Genomic DNA, 12389 nt, shown 5'->3' with positions numbered 1-12389 from the left:
CTTTTTAATTAGGAAATGGAGTGTGAAGTAAACGTGGACCCTGTGCCCTCGTCTAGTTTAATTCTTTATGTAGTTTTAGTTATGTTGTCAGCTTTCTTCTCTTCTGCCGAGACCGCGCTTTCGAGTGTGAACCGTGTCCGGATGATTCGTATGTCGGAAGATGGGGACAAGGGCGCCAAGCGCGTCCTTCACCTCGTCGACCGCTTCGACGATACGCTCTCGACGATTCTCGTCGGGAACAACATCGTCAACATCGGGGCAGCGACCGTCTCGACAGCCATCGCCACGAGTATTTACTCGGGCGGGACTGGCCTCGTCATCTCGACGTTCGTGACGACCGTCATCATCTTGATCTTCGGTGAGATTTTACCTAAGTCGCTCGCGAAAGAGTTCGCCGAGAAGTATTCGCTTCTCATCAGCGGCATCTTGCTGTTCCTCGTCAAAATCTTGAAACCGATCACGATGATTTTCACTGGCTTGAAAAAGCTCGTGCTTCGTCTGTTCGGTATGAGTACGAAGGAGCCGTCGGTGACGGAAGAAGAGTTGAAAGTGCTCGTTGATATGGGAGAAGAAGAAGGGGTGCTCGGCGAGACCGAAGCGGAACTCGTGCATAGCGCCTTCGCCTTCAACGACATCACTGTCGACGATGTGTTGACGCCGCGGATTGATATTCTCGCCGTCGACATCGACGATACGCTCGAAGAAATCAAAGACACGATCTTTAGCGGTGGGCATTCTCGTCTACCGGTATATAAAGACTCGATTGACAACGTCATCGGGGTGTTGTCAGAACGTGATTTCCTTCGTTCGATGATGCGGGATGAAGTGACGGACGTTCGTTCGCTCATTCGTCCGCTCACATACGTATCACCGCAGACAAAATTAATTGAACTGCTCCCAGTCCTTCAGCAAAAACAATCGCACATGGCGATCGTCCTCGACGAGTTCGGTGGGACGGCCGGCCTCATCACACTCGAAGACATGCTCGAGGAGCTCGTCGGAGACATTTGGGATGAGCACGATGAGTCGATCGTCTATCTCAAACGACTCCGTGACGGCGTCTACGAGTGTATGGCCGACATGGATGTCGATGAGTTTGCGGACGAGATGGGAATTAAAGAACCTGAAGTAGATGCCAACACGATGGGTGGTTGGATCGTCGAACTGTTAGGAGACATTCCAGAGAAAGGTGCGCGTGTCACGTATGAAGACATGACGTTCACCGTTCTCCACGTCGAAAAGCGTCGGATTCGCAAATTGCTCGTCGAAACGGGTCAATCCGAAGCGGCGGAACAAGCGTAAACGAACAAAGGAGGGATCGCCAACCGGCGGTCCCTCCTTTTGTTTATACAGTATGATGGCGCTCGACGCGTTCGAGCAACTCGTAAGGGCGTACTTTATAGATGGCGTGCGGCATATACGTCGGGTCGATCGCATCAAGCAGGCGCATCTGGAAATGATCGCGCTTGATATAGTCGCCGACGTTCGAGGCGTCGACCTTGAAGAAGCCGACTTCTTGCGTCTCGCCTTCTTGCGGTTGCAGGTCGCCCGAGACATAGCGGGCGCGGAACGTGACACAGAGTACGCGTGAGGATACGTTTTGATAGATGCCGGTGATCCCGTCGACCTCGATCTCAATCCCGGTCTCTTCTTTTACTTCGCGATGCACGGCGTCGACGATCGATTCATGTTCCTCGACTTGTCCGCCCGGCATCTCATACGTATCGTTCCGGTGCGTGTTCTGAACGAGGAGCACCTCGCCGTCGGCGTTCGTGACGTAGGCCGTCACGGAGACGATGGTGCGCGGTGGTGTGTAGTGACCGGTCGGCATCATGAACTCCTCGCTCGACTTGATATATAAATCTTTGCCGAGACGGGCCCGCTTCTTCATCGCCTCGCGGCGCAGGCTGCTTGAGCGGTAATCGCGTTCGACTTGTTCGTAATGCTCGCGGTCACGATATTCCCAGAGGGCCATGACCTCGTCCTTGTCTTCGGTCACCCAACGACCGACGAGACGGGCGCCGTGCGATACCTGTATCGGATACAGGTATGTATGGAAAAACTCGGTGAATTCATCTAAGCGTTCAGGACGGATGGTGTACGTTTTTCGACGATGGAACATGGTAATTCCTCCTTTGAAGGTGGTAATCTCTATTCCGAGAAAAAAACGCTTTCCTCACTATTCTTAATTCGGTACCAGATCCGATTTTCCCTCTATTCAAAAAAAGTCAGCTCGAGCGAATTTGCTCAGGCTGACTTTTTGAATAGACGCGGATTCGCGCGGATATAGCGGATGAGGACATATAGTCCGATGGCGGTGCCGACGTACGGCAAGAACCCGTGCGTGACTTCACCGATATGACGCCAATTGCTACCGAGCATCATCCCGAGTTTGACGAACACGAACGACCAGACGGCGAAGACGACGACGGTCACCGTCAAAAATTTCCGGAACGACAAGCGCATGACGCCGGCGCTGACGGCGAACAGCTGGCGCCAAATGACGCTCAGACAGACAATCCAGGCGCCATACGTCTCGAACCACGTCTCGGCGCGCTGTTGCTTCGCTTCACTGATGCGAAATGACTTGTAGAGCCGAAGGGTGACAGGACGACCGCCGTAACGGCCAATCCAATAGAGAACGATTTGACTGAAGACGAACGCCGACCACGCGAGGAGGAAGACGAGCAGGAACGAGACGTCGAGAGACCCGATCAAGTGGCCCCCGTAGGCGAGCACGAGCTCGTTCGGGATGAATTGGATGAAGATGCCGAGCGGGACGCTGAAGACGCCGCAGCCGAGCAACAGTTGTTCAAAGAAATGCCACATGACCGTTCCCTCCTTTCCAAATTATGTACGGTCTTTGTTCCATCCATCAGTATAACGGACATGGACTGAAAGCAAAAGAAAAGATGTCACGTATTTGTGACATCTTAGTCGAGCTCGGAGACGAGGACGCCGAGCCGCTCGAGTTCCGAGACGGCGGCATCGATGGCGTCTTCGCTATCGGCCTCGAGCGTGTGGATATGCAAGCCACCCGTCAAATGCGAAAGTGGGGCGGCCTGGTTCGCCTCGACCCGTTCGAGGAAAGCACGGACGTCGCGACGGCTCTTCACCATCAACTGACCCGTTAACGAACCGTAGACCGGATGATCGATGATGACGTCCCGAATTGTGACGCCTTCGTCGACGATGGCGTTCATTTCGGCCTCCATGGCCTCCGCCTCGTGACGACAGACGATTTTACGGGTGTAGGCGGACGGCGACGACTCGCCCGGTAGATAGACGTATCCACGGGCGGTCGCGACGATTTGATGGCCCTTCGCCTTCAAGAGCGACAAGTCTTGGACGACGACTTGTCGGCTGACGGCGACGCGGCGGGCGAGCTCGGAGCCGGTGATCGGCTCGGAACTCTGTTCAATCATTTCCAATAATGTGCGCCGGCGTTCTTCACCGGCTAAGCGTTTGTTCATAAGATCCAACTCTCCTTGCTAAAGTGACGATGGCTTCGGCGAGCGCCGTCGTGGCTTCAACGGTCGTGGCTTCGCCGAAGGAAATGCGGACGAGGCCGTGGCAGGCGCTCGTCTCATAGCCGAGTGACTCGAGCATCCGGTTCGGTCCGTTTTGGCCGGCCCGACAGGCCGAGCCTGCCGAGACTTGGAAGCCGAGCCCGTCGAGTTCGGTCATCCACCATTGTCCGTCCCGCTGATTCGAGACGAACGAGAAGATGGCGGGACTCTGCTGGTCGAACTCGAGCCAGTCCACGTAAGACGATGTCTTCTCTTTCAAGATAGCACGAAACGCCAAGAAATTTCTTTCATGACGTGTCCGTGCCTCGTGCCGGTCGGTGAACGCTTTAACGAATGCACAGATGCCGGGGACGTCAATCGTGCCGGGACGAATGCCGTACTGGTGGTGTCCCGGATAGTAGGGCGGTGGCAACAGCCGTTCCATATAGAGGCCGCCGACGCCTTTTGGACCGCCGACCTTATGGGCGCTGAACGAATAGGCGTCAATCCCGTCGACCGAGACAGGAATCTTGCCGAGCGCCTGGACGCCGTCGATATGGAGCAACACTTTCTTATATTTCAATTGGCAGAGGATGTTGTGGAGCGGCAGCGTCCATCCGGTATCGGAGTTGACGTGCTGGAACGTCACGAGCCCGATATCACGGTCGAGCAGACGCGTGAACGTCTCTTGGTCGAAGCGACCGTCTTTTAGTTTCAGCCGATGGACGGTCACGCCTTCCGCTTCCCATTCGTCGAGAAGGAGGGCGACCGAGTCGTGCTCTTGCCACGACGTGATGACTTCACTGCCTTTCATGCGCTTACGGAGACTCGTTAGCGCGATATAGTTGCTCTCCGAACCGCTCCCGGTGAAGAGCAGCTTCCCGCGGAGCATGTCGAGCCCGAGAGCCTGCTTCACCAAACGCCTTGCCTCGGTCAAGTAATCTTCGGCCATATATCCGTGCGTGTGGAGGGAAGACGGATTACCGTATACGCTCCGCGCCATGGCGACGTAATGGTCGAGGGCGGATTTTGTCATCGGGTGCGTCGCCGCATAATCAAAGTAACGGTTCATCGTAAAGTTCCCCTTTTCTTATGTTGTCTTCTTCACAAAATTATGCGAAACTAGTTTACAAGTCAACATTACATATGAAAAACAGGTGATATACAGATGTCTTTACAGTTTGAACGGGTCGATGTGTTGATTATCGGGGCCGGTTTGGCCGCTGTGACGGTCGCCCTCCATCTGCCCCGGACGTTGAACGTCCTGCTCGTCGCCAAGCATGAAGTGACGAGTGCGAACTCGGACTTGGCTCAAGGCGGAATCGCTAGCTCGTACTTGGAACCGTCGAGCGTCGACCATGAGCGGGATACGCTCGTCGCCTCGAAACTTGCGGCCGTACCCGACCGTGTTTATACACTCGTCGAGGAAGGGCGGACGGCGATTCAAGAGCTGGAGCGGTTCGGCGTCGTCTTCGATCGCGACGCGACTGGCTACGCGGTCGGTCGGGAAGGTGCCCATGGCATGAATCGAATCTTTCACGTCGGTGGCGATGAGACGGGACGGCACGTGATGGCGACGCTGCGGCGTCAACTGCCTGACAATGTGACCGTCATGGAGCATGTCCTGATCGATACGTTGACGAAAAGCGATGGCCGTGTGAGCGGGGCGACCGGCTTCAACGGTGAGACGCGCCTCCACGTTCAGGCCGGGGCCGTCGTCCTCGCGACCGGTGGCATCGGCGGTCTGATTGACTGGACGTCGAATTGTCGCTCGGTCACAGGAGATGGGCTCGTCTTGGCGGAAGCGGTCGGGGCACGGCTCACGAACTTGTCCCGGATTCAGTTTCATCCGACGCTACTCGCGGTCGATTCACCCCATCTCGTGACGGAAGCGCTACGCGGGGCGGGAGCCACGCTCGTCGATACGTCCGGGAATCATGTGATGGGACAACATCCGCTCGGTAGCCTCGCCCCGAGGGATGAGGTCGCACGAACGCTCACGAACCATGTCGGACCGGTGTACTTGGATACGAGTCGTGTCGAACGGCTCGATGAGCGGTTCCCGAAACTGGTGGCGACATGTGACGCGCACGGCATCGACATCCGGCGCATCCCGGTCCGGCCGGGACTGCATTTCCACATGGGCGGTGTCGACGTCGACGCCTATGGACGAACCAAGGTAGCGGGACTATATGCGGTCGGGGAGGTCGCCGATACGGGCGTCCATGGGAAGAATCGACTCGCGTCAAACTCGTTACTTGAATGCTGGGTGTTCGGAAAGCGGGTGGCGGCGACGATGACTTTGGAGGAGAAGCCGTTCACAGTGAACGAGACGACCGTATTTGAGGTTTCAGATGATCTGTTCGGCCGCTATCGGCAACAGATTGGGGAATGGCTGACAATCTCGCCGCAACTCGGCAAAATCGTAAGTTTCTTAGAAAATACCCAACAACTGCCACGGACGAAACACGTGACAAGACAATTAAGTGAACAGACATTGAGTATAGAAGCGGCACGGCTTTTGGCTCGTGCCATGATAAGGACGGAGGATGGTTATGAACAAGATTGCTTTGCGCGAACAGCTGACGGCATTTCTACATGAGGACATCGGCTTTGGCGATATCTCGAGCGGACTGATTGATCAGCGCGAGACGTCATTCGCCACGGTCACTGCCAAAATGGATGGGGTGTTCTGTGGCATGGACGTCGTCCTGGAGCTGGCCCAGATGCAACGGCTCGTCGTCGAGTCATGCCAACCCGACGGCACGGTCGTCTCGACTGGAGATGAACTGTTCACGTTGCGGGGCAAGACACGGACTCTCCTCGAGACGGAACGGGTGCTGTTGAACCTCATCCAACATTTGAGTGGGATCGCCACGATGACGCGGCGCTGCGTCGAACAGCTCAATGACCCGGCGATTGCTGTCACGGATACGCGCAAGACGACACCTGGACTCCGCATGCTCGAGAAGCATGCCGTCCGTTCGGGTGGTGGGAAGAACCACCGGCTCCGGCTCGACGATGCCGTCATGATTAAAGACAACCACATCACGGCACTCGGTGGGATCACGAACGCGGTCGCCCGGGCCCGGATGCTTGCTGGCCACACGACGCCGATTGAAGTCGAGGTCGAGACGCTCGAACAGTTGCATGAGGCGATTGCGGCGGACGCCGACATCATCATGTTCGACAACCGGACGCCAGAAGAACTGAAGGCGTGGCGTGCGCTCGTCCCAAGTCATATCAAGACGGAAGCGTCAGGCGGCATCACGGTCGAGACGATCGCCTCGTATCGCGGTACGGGCGTCGACGTCATCTCAATCGGGCAGTTGACCCATTCGGTGACGGCGCTCGATTGTAGTTTAAATCTCGTAGGAGGAATCAAACATGCAGTTACTCGGAACGATGCCAGCGCTATACGCTGACTTGACGGTTGAACAGATGGAACAACGGATCGAAGCCATTAAAGCACGGCTCGGCAGCCGCCTGTTTTTACCGGCCCACCATTATCAAAAGGACGAGGTCGTCCAGTTCGCGGACGCGACCGGAGATTCGCTCCAGCTCGCACGGCTCGCCGAACAGATGAACGAGGCCGAATTCATCGTCTTTTGCGGCGTCCACTTCATGGCCGAGACGGCTGACATGTTGACGCGTGACGACCAGCTTGTCATCTTGCCGGATATGCGGGCCGGGTGTTCGATGGCCGACATGGCTGATATCGATCAGACGGAGATTGCGTGGGAAGAGCTGACCGATACGTTCGGCGACAGTATCGTCCCAATCACATACGTCAACTCGACAGCGGCCATCAAGGCGTTCGTCGGCAAACATGGCGGGGCGACGGTCACGTCGTCCAATGCCCATGACATCGTGCGCTGGGCACTCGAAGCGGGCGAACGGATCTTGTTCTTACCGGACCAGCATCTCGGACGCAACACGGCATATGACTTGGGCGTGCCGCTTGAGGCGATGGCCGTCTGGGACCCGCTCCGGGAGCGACTCGTCTATGAAGGCGATATTGAGGATGTCCGCGTTATTCTATGGAAAGGGCACTGCTCGGTCCATGAGAAGTTCAATGTCGCCCAAATCGAGGCGTTACGGAAGAACGACCCGGAACGACGCATCATCGTCCATCCCGAGTGCACGTTCGATGTCGTGCAGGCAGCGGACGAGGCCGGGTCGACGTCATATATCATCGACCAGATCGAGGCGAGCGCGCCGGGGACGAAGTGGGCCGTCGGCACCGAGATGAACTTGGTCAACCGTCTTGCGGCGACGCACCCCGAGCTCGACATCATTTCGCTCAACCCGTACATGTGTCCGTGCTTGACGATGAACCGCATCGACTTGCCGCATCTGCTCTGGGCACTCGAGTCGCTCGAGACGGATCCGGTCAACCTCATCCGCGTCGATTCAGAGACGACAAAATGGGCGACACTCGCCTTGGAACGGATGCTCGCACGCTAAGGACAGGCAATCGCCTGTCCTTTTTTCGTGGCGACGGTTATGGTACAATGAATGCAGTTTTCCCACGAAGAGGAGATATGACCGTGATTGAATTCGTAAAAGGCTCCGTCGCCTATGTGTGCGCGGAATATATAACGTTGGATGTTTCGGGCGTCGGCTACAAAGTACATGTGCCTAACCCGTTTTTTTATCGTGAACAAGACGAACATGTAATCGTGTTTACGCACCATTACGTACGTGAAGACCAACAGACGCTGTACGGTTTCCGCTCACGCCGCGAACGCGAACTGTTCAATAAACTGCTCGGCGTCAACGGCATCGGACCGAAAGGCGCGCTCGCCATCGTCGCCTCGGGCGATATGGATGCGCTCATCGACGCGATCGAGACCGAGAACGAGAAGTACTTGATGAAGTTCCCGGGTGTCGGCAAGAAGACGGCCAAACAGATGGCGCTCGACCTGAAAGGCAAGCTATCCGAGCTCGCCCCGGACTACGTGCCGAACACGGGACTGTTCGCCCAAGGCGCGTCCGAACTCGACGAGGCGTGCGAGGCGCTCGCTGCACTCGGTTATTCGGAACGTGAAATCACACGTGTCCGCAAGGAATTGAACTCAGAAATATTGACGACAGACGCTTACATAAAGCGCGCCCTGCAATTGCTATTGAAATAAGGAGGAGACCATGGACGAACGATTGTTGTCACAATCCCATCAACAATATGAAGACTCAGAAGAGTGGAGCTTGCGTCCGCAAAAGTTCGAGCAGTACATCGGACAGGAGAAGGCGAAAGGTAACTTGTCGATCTTCATCCAAGCCGCGAAGCTACGAAGCGAGACGCTCGACCACGTCCTCCTCTACGGTCCCCCGGGACTTGGAAAGACGACGCTCGCCCAAATCATCGCCAACGAGATGGGCGTCGGCATCAAGACGACGGCCGGCCCGGCCATTGAACGTCCGGGAGACCTGGCCGCGATTCTGTCGACGCTCGAACCGGGCGACGTCCTGTTCATCGATGAGATTCATCGCTTGAGTCGCACAATCGAAGAGATTCTCTATCCGGCGATGGAGGACTACTGTCTCGACATCGTCTACGGACAAGGCGAGATGGCACGTAGCGTCCGCATCGATTTGCCGCCGTTCACGCTCGTCGGCGCGACGACGCGGGCCGGGATGTTATCGGCCCCGCTCCGTGACCGCTTCGGTGTGACGCTCAAGCTCGAATATTATGAGACGCATGAACTCGCCGCCATCGTCAGCCGGACAGCGCAACTGTTCCGCCTGTCGATTTCACCAGAGGCGAGCGGCGCCATCGCGAAACGTTCCCGCGGCACGCCGCGAATCGCCAACCGGCTATTGCGCCGTGTCCGTGACTTCGCCCAAGTGGCCGGGACGAAAGAAATCGATCCGGCCATGGCTTCAAGCGCGCTCGACCGATTGCACGTCGATGCCCTCGGGCTCGATGAAGTCGACCACCGGCTGTTACGGGCGATGGTCGAACGGTTCGGAGGCGGACCGGTCGGACTCGAGACGCTTGCCGCGACGATCGGGGAAGACGCCCAGACGATCGAGGACGTGTATGAGCCGTACTTGTTGCAGCAAGGTTTCCTGCAACGGACGCCGCGCGGCCGCATGATCACCCAGTACGCAAAGACGCATTTTGGCTATGAAGAGGAGTAAACGATATGCAAGACATTCAATTGAACGTAAACGATTATGATTTTGACTTACCGGAAGAACTGATCGCCCAAGTACCGCTCCTCGATCGGACGAGCTCACGACTGCTCGTCCTCGACCGCGACACGGGCGACATCGAGCATCGCCACTTCCGCGACGTGCTCGAATATTTACAGGCAGGCGATGCCCTCGTCGTCAACGACTCGCGCGTGCTCCCGGCTCGACTGTTCGGGGCGAAGCAAGAGACGGGCGGGAAAGTCGAGCTTCTTCTTTTGAAGCAGACGGAAGATGATGTCTGGGAAGCGCTCGTCAAACCGGCGAAAAAAGTCCGCGTCGGCGCCATCGTCGAGTTCGGCAACGGATTGCTCCGGGCCGAATGCGTCGAAGAGCTGCCGGAAGGGGGACGCCGCTTCAAGTTCGATTATGACGGCATCTTCTATGAGATTTTAGATGAGCTCGGCACGATGCCGCTCCCGCCATACATCCGTGAACAGCTCGACGACCAAGACCGTTATCAGACGGTGTACGCCCGTGAACGCGGGAGTGCGGCCGCACCGACGGCAGGTCTTCACTTCACGGAAGAACTGCTCGCAGCGGCAGAAGCGAAAGGCGTCAAGTTGATTCCGCTCACGCTTCACGTCGGGCTCGGCACGTTCCGTCCCGTCACGGCGGATACGATTGAAGAACACACGATGCACAGTGAGTATTTCGAGCTGTCGGCCGCTTCGGCCGAGGCGCTCCGTGACGTCCGTACAAACGGCGGCCGTATCTTCGCAGTTGGGACGACATCGACCCGGACGCTCGAGACGATCGTGCGCGACCATGGGGATTTCGTCGAGTCATCGGGCTGGACGGACATCTTTATCTACCCAGGCGTCGAGTTGAAGGCGATTGATGGACTGATCACGAACTTCCATCTGCCGAAGTCGACACTCGTCATGCTCGTCTCGGCGTTCGCGTCGCGCGACATCATTTTGAACGCGTACCGCACGGCGGTACAAGAACGTTACCGCTTCTTCAGCTTTGGAGACGCGATGCTCATCACGAGGAAGGAAGAGAACAAATGACCAAACACGCAGTCACATACGAACATATCCACACATGTAAACAGACGGGAGCGCGGCACGGAATCGTCCATACGCCGCACGGCTCGTTCGAGACACCTGTCTTCATGCCGGTCGGCACGCAGGCGACCGTCAAGACGATGGCCCCGGAACAAGTCAAGGCGATGGGAGCGAACATCATCCTCTCGAACACGTATCACCTTTGGATTCGTCCAGGACACGAAGTCGTCAAACAAGCCGGAGGCCTTCATAAGTTCATGAACTGGGACGGCGCGATTTTGACAGACTCGGGCGGCTTCCAAGTCTTCTCGCTCGCCGACCTGCGCAACATCCAAGAAGAAGGCGTCCATTTCCGCAACCACTTGAACGGCGACAAGTTGTTCTTGTCACCGGAGAAAGCGATGGAGATTCAAAACGCGCTCGGTTCGGATATTATGATGGCGTTCGACGAGTGCCCGCCGTTCCCGGCGACACATGAGTACATGAAGAAGTCGGTCGAGCGGACGAGCCGTTGGGCTGAGCGTTGCCTCGCGGCACACGAACGTCCGGAAGACCAGGCATTGTTCGGTATCATCCAAGGCGGCGAGTACGAAGATCTCCGTCGTCAAAGTGCGGCCGACCTCGTCTCGCTTGATTTCCCAGGTTATGCTGTCGGTGGATTATCGGTCGGCGAACCGAAAGACGTCATGTACCGCGCGCTCGAGTTCACGACACCGTTCATGCCGGAGAACAAGCCGCGCTACTTGATGGGCGTCGGTTCACCGGATGCGTTGATTGAAGGCTCGATTCGCGGCATCGACATGTTCGACTGCGTCTTGCCGACCCGAATCGCCCGCAACGGGACGCTCATGACATCGAAAGGCCGTGTCACGATCAAACATGCGAAACATAAGACGGACTTCGGCCCAATCGACGAGAAGTGCGACTGCTACACGTGTAAGAACTATTCACGTGCGTACGTCCACCACTTGATTCGTGCCGACGAGATGTTCGGTCTCCACCTCTGTTCGACACACAACCTTCACTTCCTCGTGAACTTGATGAGTCAAGTACGTCAAGCCATCCGCGAAGACCGTCTTTTGGACTTCAAGGAAGAGTTTTTCGAAGAATATGGGTATAACAAACCAAACGCCAAGAATTTCTAATTGTTCTGACAGCGATTATGTGACAACGTTTCAGTTTCACGGTATAATGAACCTGATATTGAAGGAAAGGGTGAATTTTACGCATGGAAACTCTCGTAGCACTATTACCGATGATCCTTATTTTCGTCGTGTTCTACTTCTTGTTGATCCGTCCGCAGACGAAACGTCAGAAGGAAGTACAATCGATGCAAAACGCGCTTGAGCGTGGGGATCACGTCGTAACAATCGGCGGCCTTCACGGCGTCGTCCACCAAATCGAAGACACACAAGTCACATTGAAATGTGACCAGTCACTCCTCAAGTTCAATCGCAGTGCGATTGCTGAAGTGACGAAAAAAGGCAACTCATCATTCGCTGAGTAACCAAACCACGCCTGACCATCCCTGGTCAGGCGTCTTTTTTTTGTCATACTTTGAAAAATGATTTATTTTTGACAAACTTCGTCAATCCGACGAATCATCCACCTTATTTCCAAAAATCAAATTGAATCGTGAAAACGTTTGCATTATCGTCAAGTTGAGAAGAATTGG

General features: G+C 56.0%; 13 protein-coding genes. 9 read left to right on the top strand and 4 right to left on the bottom strand.

The window, feature by feature from the left end; genetic code table 11:
• Nucleotides 1–15: 15 nt before the first annotated feature.
• Entirely contained in the window at nt 16–1302 is a 1287-nt protein-coding gene (locus tag KNP82_RS04335) for a hemolysin family protein (RefSeq protein ID WP_285800916.1), read from the top strand.
• A 43-nt stretch (nt 1303–1345) separates the two neighbouring features.
• On the opposite strand, the gene KNP82_RS04330 is transcribed toward KNP82_RS04335, so the two are convergent.
• From KNP82_RS04330 to KNP82_RS04315, 4 genes are all read right to left on the bottom strand, one after another.
• Nucleotides 1346–2122 carry an NUDIX domain-containing protein gene (locus tag KNP82_RS04330; RefSeq protein ID WP_058763233.1) on the bottom strand — a complete coding sequence of 259 codons (777 nt, stop codon included), beginning with the start codon at nt 2120–2122 and terminating at the stop codon, nt 1346–1348.
• A gap of 125 nt (nt 2123–2247) precedes the next feature.
• Nucleotides 2248–2829: a DedA family protein gene (locus tag KNP82_RS04325; protein ID WP_214798968.1), complete on the bottom strand. Its 582-nt coding sequence runs from the start codon at nt 2827–2829 to the stop codon at nt 2248–2250.
• A gap of 104 nt (nt 2830–2933) precedes the next feature.
• Nucleotides 2934–3473, bottom strand: coding sequence for a transcription repressor NadR (locus tag KNP82_RS04320; RefSeq protein ID WP_021066889.1), 540 nt, complete (start codon nt 3471–3473; stop codon nt 2934–2936).
• Nucleotides 3451–4581, bottom strand: a complete 1131-nt coding sequence (locus tag KNP82_RS04315; protein WP_131471098.1) for a cysteine desulfurase family protein — start codon at nt 4579–4581, stop codon at nt 3451–3453. Before KNP82_RS04315 ends, KNP82_RS04320 begins: the two co-directional genes overlap by 23 nt.
• A gap of 96 nt (nt 4582–4677) precedes the next feature.
• Between KNP82_RS04315 and KNP82_RS04310 the strand changes: the two genes are divergently transcribed.
• The 8 genes from KNP82_RS04310 (at nt 4678) to yajC (ending at nt 12221) form a co-directional block, all read left to right on the top strand.
• Nucleotides 4678–6111 (top strand): L-aspartate oxidase, encoded by a 1434-nt coding sequence (locus KNP82_RS04310; protein WP_214827145.1) that lies wholly within the window; start codon nt 4678–4680, stop codon nt 6109–6111.
• A complete protein-coding gene (gene nadC / locus KNP82_RS04305) occupies nt 6065–6934 on the top strand; it encodes a carboxylating nicotinate-nucleotide diphosphorylase (protein WP_214827143.1) in 870 nt (289 codons plus the stop codon). Before KNP82_RS04310 ends, nadC begins: the two co-directional genes overlap by 47 nt.
• The gene (gene nadA, locus KNP82_RS04300; protein ID WP_214827141.1) at nt 6897–7976 is read left to right on the top strand and encodes a quinolinate synthase NadA; all 1080 of its coding nucleotides are present in this window, start codon (nt 6897–6899) and stop codon (nt 7974–7976) included. The genes nadC and nadA overlap by 38 nt, the downstream gene beginning before the upstream one ends.
• A gap of 83 nt (nt 7977–8059) precedes the next feature.
• Nucleotides 8060–8647 (top strand): Holliday junction branch migration protein RuvA, encoded by a 588-nt coding sequence (gene ruvA, locus KNP82_RS04295; RefSeq protein WP_214719558.1) that lies wholly within the window; start codon nt 8060–8062, stop codon nt 8645–8647.
• Nucleotides 8648–8657: 10 nt separating this feature from the next.
• Nucleotides 8658–9653 carry a Holliday junction branch migration DNA helicase RuvB gene (ruvB, locus tag KNP82_RS04290; protein ID WP_214719557.1) on the top strand — a complete coding sequence of 332 codons (996 nt, stop codon included), beginning with the start codon at nt 8658–8660 and terminating at the stop codon, nt 9651–9653.
• A 20-nt stretch (nt 9654–9673) separates the two neighbouring features.
• Nucleotides 9674–10717 carry a tRNA preQ1(34) S-adenosylmethionine ribosyltransferase-isomerase QueA gene (queA, locus tag KNP82_RS04285; RefSeq protein ID WP_214827233.1) on the top strand — a complete coding sequence of 348 codons (1044 nt, stop codon included), beginning with the start codon at nt 9674–9676 and terminating at the stop codon, nt 10715–10717.
• Entirely contained in the window at nt 10714–11859 is a 1146-nt protein-coding gene (gene tgt / locus KNP82_RS04280) for a tRNA guanosine(34) transglycosylase Tgt (protein WP_021066897.1), read from the top strand. The genes queA and tgt overlap by 4 nt, the downstream gene beginning before the upstream one ends.
• Nucleotides 11860–11942: 83 nt before the next feature.
• Nucleotides 11943–12221 (top strand): preprotein translocase subunit YajC, encoded by a 279-nt coding sequence (yajC, locus tag KNP82_RS04275; RefSeq protein ID WP_021066898.1) that lies wholly within the window; start codon nt 11943–11945, stop codon nt 12219–12221.
• The last annotated feature ends 168 nt before the right edge of the window (nt 12222–12389 follow it).

Origin of the sequence: Exiguobacterium sp. s26 (genome assembly GCF_018618235.1) — a bacterium.
Classification (GTDB): domain Bacteria; phylum Bacillota; class Bacilli; order Exiguobacteriales; family Exiguobacteriaceae; genus Exiguobacterium; species Exiguobacterium chiriqhucha.
The sequence above is the reverse complement of the archived record's forward strand: the minus strand, read 5'-3'. Positions and strand labels throughout refer to the sequence as shown.

Coding starts and splice junctions, on each gene's coding strand:
- KNP82_RS04325 (WP_214798968.1), bottom strand. CDS start 2,829: ATGTGGCATTTCTTTGAACAACTGTTGCTCGGCTGCGGCGTCTTCAGC.
- KNP82_RS04320 (WP_021066889.1), bottom strand. CDS start 3,473: ATGAACAAACGCTTAGCCGGTGAAGAACGCCGGCGCACATTATTGGAA.
- nadA (WP_214827141.1), top strand. CDS start 6,897: ATGCAGTTACTCGGAACGATGCCAGCGCTATACGCTGACTTGACGGTT.
- KNP82_RS04335 (WP_285800916.1), top strand. CDS start 16: ATGGAGTGTGAAGTAAACGTGGACCCTGTGCCCTCGTCTAGTTTAATT.
- yajC (WP_021066898.1), top strand. CDS start 11,943: ATGGAAACTCTCGTAGCACTATTACCGATGATCCTTATTTTCGTCGTG.
- KNP82_RS04310 (WP_214827145.1), top strand. CDS start 4,678: ATGTCTTTACAGTTTGAACGGGTCGATGTGTTGATTATCGGGGCCGGT.
- nadC (WP_214827143.1), top strand. CDS start 6,065: ATGAACAAGATTGCTTTGCGCGAACAGCTGACGGCATTTCTACATGAG.
- tgt (WP_021066897.1), top strand. CDS start 10,714: ATGACCAAACACGCAGTCACATACGAACATATCCACACATGTAAACAG.
- ruvB (WP_214719557.1), top strand. CDS start 8,658: ATGGACGAACGATTGTTGTCACAATCCCATCAACAATATGAAGACTCA.
- KNP82_RS04315 (WP_131471098.1), bottom strand. CDS start 4,581: ATGAACCGTTACTTTGATTATGCGGCGACGCACCCGATGACAAAATCC.
- KNP82_RS04330 (WP_058763233.1), bottom strand. CDS start 2,122: ATGTTCCATCGTCGAAAAACGTACACCATCCGTCCTGAACGCTTAGAT.